At 64.1% G+C, this 16,874-nt stretch carries 15 protein-coding genes and 4 tRNA genes; 16 read left to right on the top strand and 3 right to left on the bottom strand.

What is annotated here, in order from left to right; all coding sequences use genetic code 11:
• Positions 1-50 precede the first annotated feature (50 nt).
• Positions 51-1,343 carry a MocR-like pyridoxine biosynthesis transcription factor PdxR gene (gene pdxR / locus DR039_RS00095; protein ID WP_229116710.1) on the bottom strand — a complete coding sequence of 431 codons (1,293 nt, stop codon included), beginning with the start codon at positions 1,341-1,343 and terminating at the stop codon, positions 51-53.
• Positions 1,344-1,440: 97 nt separating this feature from the next.
• Between pdxR and pdxS the strand changes: the two genes are divergently transcribed.
• From pdxS to DR039_RS00080, 3 genes are all read left to right on the top strand, one after another.
• Positions 1,441-2,361, top strand: a complete 921-nt coding sequence (gene pdxS, locus DR039_RS00090) for a pyridoxal 5'-phosphate synthase lyase subunit PdxS (RefSeq protein WP_111835389.1) — start codon at positions 1,441-1,443, stop codon at positions 2,359-2,361.
• Positions 2,355-2,921, top strand: coding sequence for a pyridoxal 5'-phosphate synthase glutaminase subunit PdxT (gene pdxT / locus DR039_RS00085; protein WP_111835388.1), 567 nt, complete (start codon positions 2,355-2,357; stop codon positions 2,919-2,921). Before pdxS ends, pdxT begins: the two co-directional genes overlap by 7 nt.
• A gap of 92 nt (positions 2,922-3,013) precedes the next feature.
• Positions 3,014-4,390, top strand: a complete 1,377-nt coding sequence (locus tag DR039_RS00080) for a UTP--glucose-1-phosphate uridylyltransferase (protein ID WP_111835387.1) — start codon at positions 3,014-3,016, stop codon at positions 4,388-4,390.
• Positions 4,391-4,461: 71 nt separating this feature from the next.
• Here the strand turns inward: DR039_RS00080 and DR039_RS00075 are convergent.
• Positions 4,462-4,534, bottom strand: a tRNA-Val gene (locus DR039_RS00075).
• 152 nt (positions 4,535-4,686) lie between these two features.
• On the opposite strand from DR039_RS00075, the gene DR039_RS00070 reads away from it, so the two are divergent.
• The 4 genes from DR039_RS00070 to uvrC all read left to right on the top strand — a co-directional run bounded on the left by DR039_RS00070 (position 4,687) and on the right by uvrC (position 7,187).
• A tRNA-Gly gene (locus DR039_RS00070) sits at positions 4,687-4,759 on the top strand.
• 40 nt (positions 4,760-4,799) lie between these two features.
• Positions 4,800-4,870 (top strand) — tRNA-Cys (locus tag DR039_RS00065).
• Between the two features lies 1 nt (position 4,871).
• Positions 4,872-4,946 (top strand) — tRNA-Val (locus DR039_RS00060).
• Between the two features lie 87 nt (positions 4,947-5,033).
• Positions 5,034-7,187: an excinuclease ABC subunit UvrC gene (gene uvrC, locus DR039_RS00055; RefSeq protein ID WP_111835386.1), complete on the top strand. Its 2,154-nt coding sequence runs from the start codon at positions 5,034-5,036 to the stop codon at positions 7,185-7,187.
• A gap of 13 nt (positions 7,188-7,200) precedes the next feature.
• On the opposite strand, the gene purT is transcribed toward uvrC, so the two are convergent.
• Complete coding sequence (gene purT / locus DR039_RS00050) at positions 7,201-8,457, bottom strand: formate-dependent phosphoribosylglycinamide formyltransferase (protein WP_111835385.1); 1,257 nt, start codon at positions 8,455-8,457, stop codon at positions 7,201-7,203.
• Positions 8,458-8,545: 88 nt separating this feature from the next.
• Between purT and rapZ the strand changes: the two genes are divergently transcribed.
• From rapZ to DR039_RS00005, 9 genes are all read left to right on the top strand, one after another.
• Positions 8,546-9,517, top strand: coding sequence for an RNase adapter RapZ (gene rapZ / locus DR039_RS00045; protein WP_111835384.1), 972 nt, complete (start codon positions 8,546-8,548; stop codon positions 9,515-9,517).
• Positions 9,518-9,523: 6 nt separating this feature from the next.
• On the top strand, positions 9,524-10,531 hold the full coding sequence (locus tag DR039_RS00040) for a gluconeogenesis factor YvcK family protein (RefSeq protein ID WP_111835383.1): 1,008 nt from the start codon (positions 9,524-9,526) through the stop codon (positions 10,529-10,531).
• A 63-nt stretch (positions 10,532-10,594) separates the two neighbouring features.
• Positions 10,595-11,578: a DNA-binding protein WhiA gene (gene whiA, locus DR039_RS00035; protein ID WP_111835382.1), complete on the top strand. Its 984-nt coding sequence runs from the start codon at positions 10,595-10,597 to the stop codon at positions 11,576-11,578.
• Positions 11,579-11,804: 226 nt separating this feature from the next.
• Positions 11,805-12,812 carry a type I glyceraldehyde-3-phosphate dehydrogenase gene (gene gap / locus DR039_RS00030; RefSeq protein WP_111835381.1) on the top strand — a complete coding sequence of 336 codons (1,008 nt, stop codon included), beginning with the start codon at positions 11,805-11,807 and terminating at the stop codon, positions 12,810-12,812.
• A 138-nt stretch (positions 12,813-12,950) separates the two neighbouring features.
• Entirely contained in the window at positions 12,951-14,144 is a 1,194-nt protein-coding gene (locus DR039_RS00025; protein ID WP_111835380.1) for a phosphoglycerate kinase, read from the top strand.
• A 3-nt stretch (positions 14,145-14,147) separates the two neighbouring features.
• Positions 14,148-14,927 carry a triose-phosphate isomerase gene (tpiA, locus tag DR039_RS00020; protein WP_111835379.1) on the top strand — a complete coding sequence of 260 codons (780 nt, stop codon included), beginning with the start codon at positions 14,148-14,150 and terminating at the stop codon, positions 14,925-14,927.
• Positions 14,928-15,088: 161 nt separating this feature from the next.
• On the top strand, positions 15,089-15,331 hold the full coding sequence (gene secG / locus DR039_RS00015) for a preprotein translocase subunit SecG (RefSeq protein WP_111835378.1): 243 nt from the start codon (positions 15,089-15,091) through the stop codon (positions 15,329-15,331).
• 67 nt (positions 15,332-15,398) lie between these two features.
• Positions 15,399-16,319: a site-specific tyrosine recombinase XerD gene (xerD, locus tag DR039_RS00010; RefSeq protein ID WP_111835961.1), complete on the top strand. Its 921-nt coding sequence runs from the start codon at positions 15,399-15,401 to the stop codon at positions 16,317-16,319.
• Positions 16,320-16,386: 67 nt separating this feature from the next.
• A partial coding sequence (locus DR039_RS00005) for a ParA family protein (protein ID WP_146742214.1) occupies positions 16,387-16,874 on the top strand: 488 nt, incomplete at its 3' end.

Here is a 16,874-nt window from a genome sequence, read left to right as displayed (position 1 = left end):
CTATCGGACAAAGCGTTTAGAGAAGCTGACGATGGTGCTGGCGTCCACACCTAAGGCAACTGTTTCTTAAGTACTAACAGGAGTGCTCGCAGGCGCTCACGGCTGCGTGAGCCCAGCCCCACCACCAGCCCCGAAGGCGCTCCGGACTCGGGCGCGGACCAGTAGTGGGAGAGCCCCTGTACACCTAGACCGGCCTTACGGCAGCGGCCCAGCACAAGCCTTTCTTGCTGTGAATCCTCAAGGGGGATAATCGCGTGCAGCCCTCCCTCCATGGGCACCGCCTGCGGAAATATCTCCTGGAATAGTGCCCGCCGCCAGCGATCCTCCCGCCTGGTCCGGGCCAGGTGCCTGCGCAGGCCGTCGGCAGCTAGAAATCGCGTCATGGCGTCCTGAACCAGGCCCGATACCGGAACGCACAGTTCGGCCAGCTTGGGGGCGATCCGCTCCGGCACCACCACAAAGCCCAGTCCGAGCGCCGGCGTCAAGATTTTGGCGAAGGAGCCTAAGAAGGCCACTTGGTCGCCGGGGTCTAGGGCCAGCAGCGGGGCGGGGGAGCGACGCAGTTCGGCGTCGTAATCGTCCTCAATCAACATTGCGCCCCAGGATCGTGCTTGCGTCAGTAGGGCGAGTCGTTCGGCGGCTGGCGCCTGCCGCCCCCAGGGAAACTGGTGGTTGGGCGTTACCAACACTGCACCGTAAAGGCCTGGCTCCTCATAGTGGGCCTGAGAGAAAGGGGTGAGTTTCCACCCCAGGGCGCGCGGGACTTGACGCAGCGAGGGATAACCCGGTTCCTCCACCACCAGGCACGGCCTTCGCCCGGCTTGTCCCAGTGCCGTAAGCACTAACCGCAGCCCGTCCCGTGCACCAGCGGTTACCAGCACCTGCTCGGGGGAGATGTCAACGTACCGGGTTTGGCGCAGGTGTTGTGCCAGCAGGCTGCGCAGCTCCTCGGAGCCCGCTGTGGGGTGAGGGTGGGGGTCTGCGGCTGCCGCCCGCCAGCAGGCCCGCCACAGTGAGGTGGTCAAGGCTCCGGTCAGGGGGGTGCCGGGGCGTAAGTCTGTGGGCTCAGTGATGGATCGCCTAGCTTTTTGGCTGTGGCGACGGCGGGGTAGCTGTGGCAGCGCCGGATCAACCCGGGTGCCACCACGCGTGGCCACTAGGAAACCTTCACCCTGCAACTGCTCATAAGCAGTGACCACCGTGCCGCGGGAGACTCCCAGTTCCTCAGCCAGGTTGCGAGTTGAAGGCAGTAGATCGCCTGGCAGGAGTTCTCCGGCCAACACCCGGCGGCGCAGCATGGAGACCACCTGCTCTGGCAGGGGGCGGCGACGGTCTAGCGCCAAGCTGCACCTCCTAAGCACAAAGACTCTGCGACTGGTCCAAGAAACTAGTTAGAAACTGGTCCAGACGATAGACCACCGTTGTACCAGCATTCCGCTTATGACCACTGAGAACACGAATACCCTGATCCCCGCCGACACTGCTACTGGCTCCCCCCTGGTAAAGCGGGGCCTAGCTGAGATGCTCAAGGGCGGCGTCATCATGGACGTAGTTACCCCCGAGCAGGCTCGCATCGCTGAAGAGGCTGGCGCTGTGGCCGTCATGGCCCTGGAGCGCGTACCTGCTGATATCCGGGCGCAGGGCGGCGTGGCCCGCATGTCTGATCCGGACCTCATTACCGGGATCATTGAGGCGGTCTCCATCCCGGTGATGGCCAAGGCCCGCATCGGGCACTTCGTGGAGGCGCAGGTGCTTCAGCACCTCGGCGTGGACTACATCGACGAGTCTGAGGTCCTCTCCCCAGCCGACTACAAGCACCACATCAACAAGCAGCCCTTCACCGTGCCCTTCGTCTGCGGCGCCACCAACTTGGGTGAGGCCCTACGCCGCATTGCCGAAGGCGCCGCCATGATCCGTTCCAAAGGTGAGGCCGGCACAGGTGACGTCTCCGAAGCCACCCGGCACATTCGCACCATCACAGAAGAGATCGGGCGCCTGCGCGGTTTGCGCGAGGAGGAACTCTACGTGGCTGCCAAAGAGCTCTCAGCGCCCTATGACCTAGTGGCGGAAGTATCGCGCACCGGCAAGCTTCCCGTCGTGCTCTTCACCGCCGGGGGAGTGGCTACCCCGGCGGATGCTGCCATGATGATGCAGCTGGGAGCCGACGGCGTATTCGTGGGCTCGGGCATCTTCAAATCTGGTGATCCTGCCGCCCGCGCCGCGGCGATTGTTCGCGCCACCGCTGCCTACGACGATCCCGCCGTGATTGCCGAGGTCTCTCGAGGTCTTGGTGAGGCCATGGTTGGTATCAATGTCTCCGACCTGCCTGCCCCGCACCGCCTGGCAGAGCGCGGATGGTAAGCGGTCGCAATGTAGGGGTCCTGGCTCTGCAAGGTGGGGTAGCTGAGCATGCGCGCATGGTCGAGTCTCTCGGCCACCGCGCGCGGCTGGTGCGCCGCAGCACTGAGCTGTCTGGCCTGGAAGCACTGATCTTGCCTGGCGGAGAATCCACCACTTTGACGCGCTTGCTCAAGGCTTTTGACCTGACGGAGGCATTGCAGGAGGCTGCCAATCGGCTGCCAGTGCTGGGCACTTGCGCCGGGCTAATTCTGCTGTCTCGCCTAGGGGTGCTAGACGTCGACGTCGAGCGGAATGCCTTTGGGTCGCAGGTGGATTCCGCCACCGCTCAGCTGCCCTGGAGGGATGGTCTGGTCAGTGCCGCCTTTATTCGGGCACCCCGAGTAAGTCGCGTGGGCAAAGGGGTGGAGGTCTGTTCCACTTGGCACGATCCGCGCCGCCCTGAGGCTGAGCGCAGTGTGGTCGGCGTCGCCGTGAAGCGTGAGTGTGGTCAGGCAATTGGAGTTTCCTTCCACCCTGAGCTCACCGGTGACACCACCATCCACCAGGAGCTGTTGGCGTAGGCACAATCCCCTTCTAGTGCCGCGCTCCGGCAAATCGAACAGGAGCGCACGCGAGGTGACACAAACACTCAGATTGGCGCTACGCTGCGACCATGAGCGAGAACGGGCTGTCCCAAGCGCAGCAAAAGATGCGTCAGGCAGGAGTAGCTGAAGCGGCCATCGACGTCTTCACCCACTACTACCGGGCGCTTGAGGGTGGGGCCACCGGCCTCATCCCCGAGGAGACCATCGAGCCGCTGACTCAGATCGACTCCATTGAGGAGGTTGAGATCAGCGATGAACAGGCGCGTGATGCCCTGTCTAAAACCGTCATGATCAAGCTCAATGGGGGCCTGGGTACCTCCATGGGCATGGATCAGGCCAAGTCCCTCCTGCCGGTGCGCGGCGGCAAATCATTCCTTGACCTGCTCGTGGATCAGGTGAAAGCCGCCCGAGCCAAGTACGGCGTGACCCTGCCGCTGATCTTCATGGACTCCTTCCGCACTCGGAAGGACACCCTAACCGCCCTGGCCAAACATCCCGAGATTGAGGTGGACGGCCTGCCCCTGGACTTCCTGCAAAACCGCGAGCCCAAACTCCGCGCCGACGACCTTACCCCAGTAGAGTGGCCCGCTGACCCTGAGCTTGAATGGTGCCCACCAGGCCACGGTGATATCTACACCGCCCTAGTGGCCTCCGGGGTTCTGGAAGCCCTGCTGGAACGCGGCTACCGCTACGCCATGACCTCCAACTCGGACAATCTGGGCGCGGCTCCTTCAGCCCGCATCGCCGGCTGGTTCGCTGCCTCGGGCGCCCCCTACGCCCCCGAGATGTGCCGTCGCACTCCGGCTGACGTAAAAGGCGGCCATCTAGCCGTGCGCAAAGCCGACGGCCGCATTATTTTGCGCGACACCGCTCAAACGCCGCCGGACCAGATGCACTACTTCACCGACCAGTTCCGCCACCCCTTCTTCCACACCAACAACCTTTGGTTCGATCTGCAGGTCCTACGCGACACGCTGGCGGCCCGCAAAGGCATTCTTGGCCTGCCGCTTATCAAAAACACCAAGACCGTGGACCCCGCAGACGCCACTTCCACGCCCGTCATCCAACTGGAAACCGCTATGGGAGCTGCTGTGGAGGCCTTTGCGGGAGCCACGGCGGTAGAGGTGCCGCGCAGTCGCTTCCTGCCCGTAAAAACCACCAACGACCTGCTCCTGGTGCGCTCAGACGTATACGCGGTGGATGAGGACGGGCTCCTGCAGATGGTTTCCGAACAGGCCTGCACCGTGAAGCTCGACCCCAAGCACTACAAGAAGATCAAGGACTTCGAGGCCCGCTTCCCGGCAGGTGTGCCTTCCCTTCGTGGCGCGCATACCTTCACGGTTGAGGGGGACTGGACCTTTGGGGCCGACGTCGTCGCTACCGGAGACGCCAAGCTGAGCGCTGCAGGCGCGCCCGGTACCATTCCCGACGGCACGCAGCTCTGAACAGCCGTCCCGAAGTTGCCTGATACGCGAAGGTCCCAGACTCATCTGAGCCTGGGACCTTCTGCATTCGGTGGGCGATACTGGAATCGAACCAGTGACCTCCTCGGTGTGAACGAGGCGCTCTAACCCCTGAGCCAATCGCCCGGTGCACGCGCAAGGTTAGTCAGAAGGCAGCGCCCTGAGCAAATGAGTCTCCGGTGACCTGAATCACCGGGCTGTCATTTGCCAGGCCTCGGTGGAAGGGTGCTAATGTTCAACCCGCGCCGAGCGGTTCGCCAGAACCCAAGCGTGAACATGCGGATGTGGCTCAGTTGGTAGAGCATCACCTTGCCAAGGTGAGGGTCGCGGGTTCGAGTCCCGTCATCCGCTCCGAGGAGCCGGGAGGCCGCCCAGCCCCCAGCATCTCATTGGTGGGTTGGCCGAGAGGCTAGGCACCGGCCTGCAAAGCCGTTTACACCGGTTCGAATCCGGTACCCACCTCGGGCGATTGGCGCAGCGGTAGCGCGCTTCCCTGACACGGAAGAGGTCACTGGTTCGATCCCAGTATCGCCCACCACCCAGACGATCGCAGGCCCGGAGCACCACGCCCGGGCCTGCTTCACACCCTAGAGCTGACACATATGCTGCCCGCTAGGCTTCCGGCATGGCTGATCCCTCGACATACCGCCCCGCGCCGGGGGAGATCCCCACCTCGCCAGGGGTCTACCGCTTCTTGGACTCCGAGGGTCGCGTCATCTACGTCGGCAAAGCCAAAAACCTGCGAGCGCGCCTGTCTAACTACTTCCAGGACTTGGCCGCGCTGCACCCCCGCACCCAGAAGATGGTGACCACCGCTTGCGCCGTCGAATGGACCGTGGTGGCCACGGAGGTCGAATCCCTCTCCCTGGAGTACTCCTGGATCAAGGAGTTCAACCCCCGCTTCAACGTCATGTACAAGGACGACAAGTCCTACCCATACCTGGCCGTCACCATGGGGGAGCAGCTACCCCGTGTACAGGTGGTGCGCGGCGCTCGCCGCCCCGGCACCCGTTACTTCGGCCCCTTCCCACAGGTCTGGTCCATTCGCGAGACCTTGGAGCAATTGCAACGAGTCTTCCCCATACGCACCTGCTCCGCCGGGGTGTTGCGCCGCGCTCAAGCCGCTGGCCGCCCCTGCCTGCTTGGCTACATCGACCGCTGTTCCGCGCCCTGTGTTGGTCGCATCAGCCCTCAAGACCACCGGGCTTTGGCTGAGGACTTCTGTGCTTTCATGGCAGGCCGTACCGGCCCTTACCTGCGGGAGCTAGAGGCGCAGATGCGTGCCGCCTCCGCCGCATTGGACTTTGAGAAGGCGGCGCGCCTACGTGACGACGCCGCCGCACTGCGCAAAGTCATCGAAGGCAATGCAGTGGTGCTACCCGACGCCACCGATGCTGACGTCTTCGCCCTGATCCGTGACGAGCTGGAGGCAGCAGTCCAGGTCTTCCACGTGCGCGGCGGCCGCATCCGTGGGCAGCGTGGCTGGGTGGTGGACCTGGTGGAGGAACTCAGCGATTCTGAGCTTGTAGGCAAGCTCCTAGAGCAGGTCTACGGCGACCTGATCGCCCCCGAGGATGAGGCGGCTGCGCCCACAGCCTCAGGCCCCACCACCAGCGTCGGCGTCGGGAATCGGGCACCTTCCGCCCCCGCCCCGCGCCTGGGCGGCAAGGAACAACGCAGAGCCAGCGCCGGTGAGAGCGGCCCCACCAGCGTGGACGACGTCGCCCACACGGCCACCACCGCCGTGCCCAGGGAGATCCTGGTGCCTGCCCTGCCACCGGATGCCGCTGCAACCATAGCCTGGCTCAGTGGCCTGCGTGGGGCAGCGGTGACCCTGCGGGTGCCCCAACGGGGAGACAAGGCTGCCCTGGCCCAGACCGTGCGCAAGAACGCCGAGGAGGCTCTGCGGTTGCATAAGACCCGCCGTGCCGGTGACCTGACGCAACGATCCGTGGCTCTAGAGGAGATCGCTCAGGCACTGGATCTGCCTGAAGCACCGCTGCGGATCGAGTGCTACGACATCTCCCACACCCAGGGCAGTTACCAGGTGGGCTCCATGGTGGTCTTTGAAGACGGTGCCCCCCGCAAAAGCGAGTACCGCCGCTTCACCGTGCGCGGCAGTGACGGCCAAGGCGCCACAGACGACACCGCTGCCATGCACGAGGTCCTCACCAGACGCTTCAAACGCTTAATCGCTGAGCAAGGCGGGCCGGTCAGCGCCGCCGACGCTGAGCTCATCGGGACTGAGGGCGACGGCGTGCCGATTGCCTCCGGTCCCATTGACCCGAACACCGGCCGGGCCCGACGCTTTTCCTACGCCCCCAGTTTGGTGGTTGTGGACGGCGGCCTGCCGCAGGTGGGAGCGGCGCGGACCGTATTAGATGAGCTAGGCATCGACGTGCCCCTGGTAGGCCTAGCCAAACGACTGGAAGAGGTGTGGGTGCCAGGGGAGGAGTTTCCTGTGATCTTGCCGCGCAGCTCAGCTGCCCTCTACCTGTTGCAACATCTGCGCGATGAATCCCACCGCTTTGCCATCACCCACCACCGGGCCAAACGCTCCAAAGGCATGACGCGTTCGGTGCTGGACGAGGTGCCGGGCCTTGGTCCCGCCCGGCAGGCGGCCCTGCTCAAGGAGTTCGGATCAGTCAAGCGCTTACGCGCGGCCAGCCCTGAACAGATCGCACAGGTCAAGGGCATCGGCCCCGTCTTGGCCGCCACCATTCACGAGCATCTAAAGGCCTCTCCAAGGCCGCTTACAGCCGCAAAGTCAAGCCCATAGCAGCTGCTTAAGTTCAGGCGGTAATGGTTACAGCGCTGGCAGCGGTGCGCGCCTTCTGGCGGGCCGCCTCGACGTCGTCGCCGGACGCAACCGCCACGCCCAGGCGCCTGCCCACATGCGCCGTCGGCTTACCGAAGAGACGCAGATCCACCTGTGGGTCCGCGAGCGCAGCCTCCAGCCCATGAAAACGCACCCCGGCCCCCGCATCGCTGTCCACCGGAGACTTCACGACGGCGGAGGCGCCCGGTGAAACCAGGCTTGTGTCCAAAGGCAGGCCCAGCACGGCCCGGGCGTGCAACTCAAACTCACTGAGCCCTTGGCTGGCCAGGGTGACCAGACCCGTGTCGTGGGGGCGCGGGGAGACCTCAGAGAAGAGCACCTCCTCACCACAGATGAACAGCTCCACGCCAAAAAGGCCCCAACCGCCTAAGGCCTCAGTAACCTTGCCAGCCACCTCCTTGGCGCTTTGCAGTGCCGCCTTTGGCAGCAGCTGCGGTTGCCAGGACTCCACGTAGTCACCGTCAACCTGCCGGTGCCCGATAGGTTCACAGAAGGAAGTCACAGTCTGGCCAGTTGCCGGGTCACGGTGCCGCACCGTTAGCAGCGTGATCTCGGTGTCGAAGTTGACGAAGCCCTCCACAATTACCTTGCCGCGGTCAACCCGTCCATCCTCACAGGCATACCGCCAGCAGCCTGCTAAGTCAGCAGCAGAGCGAGCCACCGACTGGCCATGGCCGGAAGACGACATCACCGGTTTAACCACACAGGGGAAGCCAATCACCTCGGCTCCTGCTTGCAGTTCTTCCAGGCTGGAGGCAAAGACGTAGGGGCTAGTGGCCAGGCCAAGTTCCTCGGCAGCCAGGCGACGGATGCCCTCCCGGTCCATGGTTAGGCGCACCGCCTTAGCTGTGGGAGCTACCCGGATGCCTTCGGCCTCCAATTCGGTAAGGACTTCCGTGGCAATCGCTTCGATCTCGGGGATTATCAACTGCGCACCGGTTGCATGGATAGCAGCTAGGAGTGCAGCCGGGTCAGCCATGTTGATGGTCAGGGCATTGTGGGCTACCTGTTGGGCAGGGGCGCCGTCGTAGCGGTCAATTGCTGTAACTTCCACGCCCAGCCGGGTCAGTGCAATGACCACCTCCTTGCCGAGCTCACCAGCACCCAGCATGGCTACCTTGGTGGCCGTAGGGGTCCAGGCGGTGCCGAGCACGGGAGCGTCAGCGTTTCCGCCAGGCTTGGGCAGAACGGGATAGGCGGTACTGCACATCTGTGGGCTCCTGTCTGAGGCGTCCTCTAGTGGCGCAAGGGTGGTGCGGCACAGTCGCCACGGTACCTGTACATGCGATGCTTAAACCATGCAGGAAAAGCAGACAGGCGATCAGGCACGGGAAGCTCGCGGCCCACAGGACACTGTGCCGATCGAGATCCCGGTGCTGGACCGCAACACGCCCCCGGTGCCGCCAGCCGTACGCCCGGAGATGATCATTATTACGGGTATGTCTGGGGCTGGCCGGTCTCGGGCGGCGAACGCTTTGGAAGACCTGGACTGGTACGTGGTTGACAACCTGCCGCCACAGCTGCTGCCTGCGCTAGCGGGCATGATGACCACAGTCGGTGGGGGCGTGCACCGCCTCGCTGCGGTGGTGGATGTGCGCAGCCGCACCTTCTTTGCCGAGTTCATGAACTATGTGCGCAAGCTGCGCGAGTCGCAGGTGAACCTGCGCGTGATCTTCATGGATGCCTCTGACTCGGAACTAGTGCGGCGCTTCGAATCCTCTCGCCGCCCCCATCCGCTTCAAGGCGGAGACTCTGTGCTTGAGGGTATCCAGCATGAGCGCACACTTATGACGCCGGTGGCCAGCATCGCCGATGACGTTATCGACACCACGCAGCTGTCAGTGCACAGTTTGGCGCGACGCGTACGCGAGCTTGTGGCCACCGAGTCAGACCTCGCGCTCAAAATCCATGTGATGAGTTTTGGTTTTAAGTACGGCATTCCTGTGGACGCTGACCATGTGGCGGATGTGCGCTTCATCGCTAACCCTTACTGGGTTTCCGAGCTACGCCACTTGACCGGACGAGACAAACCGGTGGCGGAATACGTCTTTGCGCAGGAAGGCGCCGCTGCCTTCGTAGACGGATACGCCAAGCTCTTGGCTCAGGCGTTGCCAAGCTACGTCGGTGAGCTCAAATCCCACGTGACCATCGCCTTTGGCTGCACCGGGGGAAAACACCGCTCAGTGGCCTCCGCAGAGCGCACCAGCGCAATTTTGCGTGAAGCGGGCTTCGCCGTCACCACTAACCACCGGGACCTGGGCCGGGAGTGATGCAAAGTGAGCACCACACTGGACTCTGCAGGCTGGCCCCGCCGCGGTGAGGACGGCCCCAAGGTAGTGGCGCTTGGTGGGGGCCACGGCCTGTCTGCCACCTTGCGGGCGCTGCGGCATCTCACCCACCGGCTGACTGCGGTGGTGACTGTGGCTGACGACGGCGGTTCCTCCGGCCGCCTGCGCAGCGAATTCGGTTGTCTACCCCCGGGTGATCTGCGCATGGCCCTGGCCTCTCTGACAGATGATTCTGAATGGGGGCTGACTTGGCGTGACGTGCTGCAGCACCGCTTCCACGGGCAGGGGGAGCTGGATAACCACGCCCTGGGCAATCTGCTGATCTTGGCCCTGTGGCAGCTGCTTGACGACGAGGTGGAGGGCTTGGCCTGGGTAGGCCGCCTATTGGGTGTGCGAGGGCGAGTTATTCCCATGAGTGCCTCCCCCTTGGTTATCGAGGCCGATATCGTGGACCCGGTCGCGGGCCCAGCCTGCCGAGTGAGCGGCCAAGTGGCGGTGGCCAAAACCCGAGGCCGCATGGAACGGGTCTGTGTGGAGCCTCAGGACGCCGATGCTCATCCGCTGGCAGTGGAGGCCATTGAAGAGGCTGAGTGGGTGGTTCTGGGGCCAGGTTCCTGGTACACCTCGGTGCTGCCCCATGTGATCCTGCCCGCCATGCGGGAGGCGCTTACCCGCACCAATGCTCGCCGAATCGTGGTCATGAATCTGACCACCCAATGTGGTGAGACCGATGGCATGAGCGCCGCAGACCACCTGCGCGTGCTGGCGGAGTACGCCCCAGATTTGCGCCTCGACGTAGTGCTCGCGGACCCTTCAGCGGTTGACAACCTAGATGAGTTAGGCGCCGTGGCCGCACAGCTGGGCGCTACTCTGGTGCTGCGGCAGGTGCGCACCGGGGAGGGGACTTGCAACCATGACCCGCTCCGCCTAGCGGCCGCGTTACGCGACGCTTTCGATGGCTTTGTTGGTGATGTTGGTACCCGTGAAGGGCTCTGACAGCGTAATTGGCCGTACCAAAGGCACCAACTTGACGTGCAATTCGGATCCAGGAGGACCCACATGTCACTGACCACTCCCGTCAAGGACGAGCTAGCCCGGCTAAGCGGGGACACCGCCGAGCAGCGTCGGGCTGAGGTCGCCGCAATCCTGCGCTTTGCGGGCGGCTTGCACCTGGTTTCTGGCCGACGGATCGTGGTGGAGGCGGAACTCGACCATGCGCCCAGTGTGAACCGTCTAGTGGCTTCCCTAAAAGAGCTTTACGGCGTGGAATCCGAGGTCATCTCAGTTGAGGCTGGTTCCCTGCACCGGGGGCCTCGCTACCAGGTACGAGTCACTGACCGGGGGCGCGAATTGGCGCGCCTGGTGGGCATGGTGGATGGCAAGGGCTATCCAGTTTTGGGTATGCCGGTGTCTGTGATCCGTGGTGGGCGCCGCTGTGCGGGTGCTGCCTGGCGGGGGGCCTTTCTAGCCCGCGGTTCTCTGACCGAGCCGGGACGTTCCTCTGCCCTGGAGGTCACGTGCCCCAGCAGTGAGGCAGCACTGGCGCTTGTGGGGGCGGCACGCCGTTTTGAGGTGATCGCCAAGTCGAAGGAGGTCCGGGGCTCAGACCGCGTAGTGGTGCGCGATGGTGAGGCCATTGGCGTGATTCTGGAGAAGATGGGCGCCACCGCAGCCAATGAGGCCTGGGGGCAGCGGCGGGAGCGGCGCGAGGTCCGGGGCACCGCCAACCGCCTCGCCAATTTCGACGACGCCAATCTGCGCCGCTCTGCCCGTGCCGCTGTTGCCTCGGGTGCGCGCGTTGAGCGTGCCTTTGAGATTTTGGGCGACGACGTGCCCGCGCACCTCGTGCAGGCGGGCAGGCTCCGCATTGAGCACAAAGAGGCCAGCCTGGAGGAACTTGGGCAGCTCTCCGAACCCCAGCTAACTAAAGACGCCGTCGCTGGCCGCATCCGCCGCCTACTGGCCATGGCGGATAAGCGCGCGCATGAGCTGGGTGTGCCGGACACGGAGTCCGCGCTGACCCAGGACATGCTGGATATGTGAACTCACTTCTGGGACCTTCGGGCAACTGGGCGCCATATATGGGCCGCCGTTCCCAAAGGGGTGCCCTGTGTTCGCCAAAGGCGTCCCAGTAGTGCGACAAGGCGACCGACGTCACGCTAGAATCAGGCCGCCGGCACACCGTGGCTAGCTGCGGGAACCGGGCACACCAGTTGTGCAAAGAGAAAGAACATCGTGCGCCGTTGCCGGCGCACTAGGAGGACACAAAGTGACCACCCGCGTTGGTATCAACGGCTTCGGCCGCATCGGCCGCAACTTCTTCCGCGCTGCTCTTGAGCAGGGCGCGGACATCGAGATCGTCGCCGTAAACGACCTGACCGACAACAAGACCCTCGCCCACCTCCTGAAGTTCGACTCCATCATGGGCCGTCTGGGCGCTGAGGTCTCCTACGACGACGAGTCCATCACCGTGGACGGCCACCGCATCGTGGCTCTCGCCGAGCGCGACCCCGCCAACCTGCCCTGGGGTGAGCTGGGCGTTGACGTCGTCATCGAGTCCACCGGTTTCTTCACCGACGCGACCAAGGCCAAGGCCCACATTGACGGTGGCGCCAAGAAGGTCATCATCTCCGCCCCGGCGAAGAACGAGGACGCCACCTTCGTGATGGGCGTCAACGAGGGCGACTACGACCCCGCCAAGCACAACATCATCTCCAACGCTTCCTGCACCACCAACTGCCTGGCCCCCTTCGCCAAGGTGCTCGACGAGAACTTCGGCATTGAGTCCGGCCTCATGGTGACCGTGCACGCCTACACCGGTGACCAGCGCATCCACGACGCCCCGCACAAGGACCTGCGTCGCGCCCGCGCCGCCGCGCTGAACATCGTCCCCACCTCCACCGGTGCCGCCAAGGCGGTCTCCCTGGTGCTTCCGCAGCTTAAGGGCAAGCTCGACGGCTACGCCATGCGCGTCCCGGTTCCCACCGGCTCCGTCGTGGACCTGACCTTCAAGCCCGCCAAGGCCTGCACCGCCGAGGAGATCAACGCGGCCATGAAGGCTGCCGCTGAGGGCCCGCTCAAGGGTGTCCTGGAGTACTCCGAGGAGCCGCTGGTCTCCACCGACATCGTCGGCGACCCGCACACCTCCATCTTCGACTCCCAGCTGACCAAGGTCATGGGCGACCAGATCAAGGTGGTCTCCTGGTACGACAACGAGTGGGGCTACTCCAACAGCCTCGTCCGCCTGTCTGTCCTCGTCGGCTCCAAGCTGGCCTGAGCCTGAAGGCTGACGCTCACGCGATGAGCTAGTGACGACGACGCCCGCGCACACCATCTGGCGTGCGCGGGCGTCGTCGTCACGGCGGGCCTAAACCCGCCCCATAAATCACCCAACCAACAAGCGATAAGAGGTTTCATGAAGACCATCGAGTCCCTGGGCGAGCTCAAGGACAAGCGCGTCCTGGTCCGCTCCGACTTCAACGTCCCGCTGGACGCCGACAAGAACATCACCGACGACGGCCGTATCCAGGCCGCCCTGCCGACCCTGCGCAAGCTGCTTGAAGCTGGCGCCAAGGTCATCATCACCGCCCACCTGGGCCGCCCCAAGGGCACCGTCAACCCTGACTACTCCCTGGCCCCGGTTTCCAAGCGCCTCGCTGAGGTGACTGGCGTCAAGGTCACCCTGGCTGAGGACACTGTCGGCCCGTCCGCCCAGGCTGCCGTCGCCGCGATGCAGCCCGGCGAGATCGTCCTGCTGGAGAACGTCCGCTTCAACGCTGCCGAGACCAGCAAGGACGACGCCGAGCGTGAGGCCTTCGCCAAGGAACTGGCCTCCCTGGCTGACGTATTCGTCTCCGACGGCTTTGGCGTAGTGCACCGCAAGCAGGCCTCTGTTTACGACATCGCCAAGCTCCTCCCGGCCGCCGCAGGACTGCTGGTCGGCAAGGAGATCGAATCCCTGTCCAAGGCCGTCAAGGACCCCGAGCGCCCCTACACCGTGGTGCTCGGCGGCTCCAAGGTCTCAGACAAGCTCGGCGTGATCGCCAACCTGCTCGGCAAGGCTGACCGCCTCCTCATCGGTGGCGGCATGGCCTTCACCTTCCTGGCAGCTCAGGGCCACGAGGTCGGCACCTCCCTGCTGGAGAAGGACCAGATCGACACCGTTAAGGGATACCTGGAGACCGCCAAGGCCAACGGTGTAGAACTGCTGGTGCCGGTGGACGTCGTCGTCGCCCCCGAGTTCAAGGCTGACGCCCCCGCCACCACCGTTGACGCAGGCGACATCCCCGCCGAGCAGATGGGCCTGGACATCGGCCCGAAGACCGCCGCCCTCTACGCCGAGGCTATTGCCACCTCCAAGACCGTGGTGTGGAACGGCCCTATGGGTGTCTTCGAATTCGAGGCCTTCGCTGCTGGCACCAAGGCCGTCGCCAAGGCCATCTCCGAGTCAGCCGCCTTCTCCGTAATCGGTGGAGGCGACTCTGCCGCTGCCGTGCGCACCCTGGGCTTTGACGAGTCCACTTTCTCCCACATCTCCACCGGTGGTGGGGCCTCTCTCGAGCTCCTCGAGGGCAAGGTCCTGCCCGGAATCTCTGTACTGGAAGGCTGAACAATGAGCAACCGCACCCCGCTGATGGCGGGTAACTGGAAGATGAACCTCGACCACCTTGAGGCCAACCACCTGGTTCAGGGCCTAGCCCTGGAATTGAAGGACCGCGGCCACGACTACTCCAAGTGTGAGGTCTTGGTCATTCCGCCCTTCACCGACATCCGCACGGTGCAGACCATCGTCGAGGCCGACGAGCTGGGCATCAAGTACGGCGCCCAGGACGTGTCCATTCACGACAATGGCGCCTACACCGGCGAGATCTCCACCGCTATGCTCACCAAGCTCGGCTGCACCTACGTGGTTATGGGCCACTCCGAGCGCCGTGAGTACCACAGCGAGTCCGACGAACTGGTTGGTGCTAAGGCCCGCAAGGCTCTGGACGCGGGCATGACCCCGATCCTGTGCTGTGGCGAGGCCCTGGAGATCCGCAAGGCTGGCACCCACGTGGACTTCGTCCTCGGCCAGATCCGCGCTGCCCTCAAGGGCTGGTCCGCAGAGGACGCCGCCAAGATCGTCATCGCCTACGAGCCCATCTGGGCCATCGGCACTGGCGAGACCGCCACCGCCGACGACGCTCAGGAGGTCTGTGGAGCCATTCGCGCGGCTCTGCGCGAGGACTTTGGTGAGGCCACTGCTGAGGCCACCCGTGTCCTCTACGGTGGCTCTGCCAAGCCCGGCAACATCAAGGAACTCATGGCTCAGGCTGACATCGACGGCGCCCTGATTGGCGGTGCTTCCCTGAAGGCGGACTCCTTCGCGGAGATGTGCCGCTTCTACGCCTGACCCAGGCCAATTGGCCGCATGCGGCCTAGCAATGGGCAGTGGTGCCCGCAACGTCACACTAAAGGGTTGCGGGCACCACTGCCTTTTGTGGATATGCTGCACCTGGAAGTCATGGCCACTCCCTACGGCCACACCCAAACAGCCAAGGAAGGAACCGTCCAGTGGACGTTCTGCGAATCATTCTGCAGGTACTGCTCGTGCTCTCGAGCTTCTTCCTGATCATGACGATCCTGCTTCACAAGGGCAAAGGCGGTGGCCTGTCCGACATGTTCGGCGGCGGCATCTCCTCCTCCGCCGGATCCTCCGGGGTGGCTGAGCGCAACCTCAACCGCATCACTATCGGCGTGGTGCTGATCTGGTCAGCCACCATTGTCGGCTTGGGCCTCGTGGCCCGCTTTGCCTGAGCCGGAGCCCAAGACGGGCACCAAAAGGCCCACAGCAGATCCCCGTGGTGACGCCCTAGAGCGCTCACTGCGGGGATATCTTGCGCATCTACGCGTTGAACGCGGGCTCAGCCAGAACACTTTGAGCGCCTACGAGCGAGACTTACGTCGCTACTGTGACCACTTGCGCTCCCGTGGACTCACAGACCTCAGCAAGGCCGGGGAGGTAGACGTCACCTCCTTCCTGGAAGCCCTACGCACCGGCTCCGACGGCGGTCGCGTCCTGGCCGCTTCCTCCGCCTCCCGCGCCATAACCGCCGTACGTGGCTGGCACCGATTCCTCTTCGCCGAAGGCACCACCGCCGTCGACCCTTCTGCAGCGGTGCGCCCGCCACAGGTGGGCCGCCGCCTCCCCAAGGCGCTAGCTATCGAGGAAGTTACGGCCCTCTTGGAAGCCGCAGCACCCGACGATTCACCTGTGAGCCTGCGCGATCGCGCTCTCCTAGAAGTCCTGTACGCCACCGGTGCCCGCATCTCTGAGGTCGTGAGTTTGGCAGTGGATGACTTGGATCGAGAGTCCGGCTGCCTCCGGCTCTTCGGCAAAGGCCGTAAAGAACGCATAGTGCCCATGGGGCAGTACGCCTGGGATGCTTTGGAGGCCTACCTGGTGCGTGGCCGCCCAGTGCTGGGTCTAAAAGGCAGGGGAGCGCCAGAGGTCTTCCTCAATACTCTGGGGCGCCCGTTGTCTCGACAATCGGCTTGGGCGGTGTTGCAGAGCGCTGCTATTCACGCGGGCTTGACCAGGCCGGACGGCGATGGCACGCATATCTCCCCACATACGCTGCGCCACTCATTCGCCACACACCTGCTTGCCGGTGGCGCTGATGTGCGCGTGGTCCAAGAAATGCTGGGGCATGCCTCTGTCACCACCACTCAGATTTACACGAAAGTCACCGTGGACCACCTGCGTGAGGTGTACGCCACCAGTCACCCGCGTGCTCGCGGCTGATCGCCTAAGCGCACGAAACACTGCCACCTAACCGCATTCTCAAGCCAATTTCGGTTACTGTGGGCGTGTGAAAGACACTGTGCAGCCCGGCCTCATCGACGTACCTGCCTCTGAACAGGCTGTCGACTTCCCTGAACCAGCGCCGCTGACGGCACACGGTCCTGCGCGCATCATCGCCATGTGTAACCAGAAGGGTGGCGTCGGCAAGACCACCACCACCATCAATCTGGGGGCGGCGCTAGCTGAGTATGGCCGCAAGGTCCTCATCATTGACTTTGATCCGCAGGGTGCGGCCAGCGCCGGCCTGGGTGTAAACGCCCACGAGATGGACGAGACCATCTACAACCTGTTGGTGGCTTCTCGCCCAGATATCAAACCAGTCATCATGCAGACGGCGGTGCCCGGCCTGGACATTGTCCCAGCCAATATCGACCTGTCTGCAGCTGAGGTCCAACTGGTCAATGAGGTGGCGCGTGAGCAGGCCCTTGCGCGTGTGCTGCGCCCCGTGCTTGATGACTACGACGTCATTCTGATCGACTGCCAGCCTTCCCTGGG

This window comes from Actinomyces bovis (assembly GCF_900444995.1).
GTDB classification, from domain to species: domain Bacteria; phylum Actinomycetota; class Actinomycetes; order Actinomycetales; family Actinomycetaceae; genus Actinomyces; species Actinomyces bovis.
Note: the sequence above shows the minus strand (reverse complement) of the source record. Positions and strands in the feature narration are given on the sequence as shown.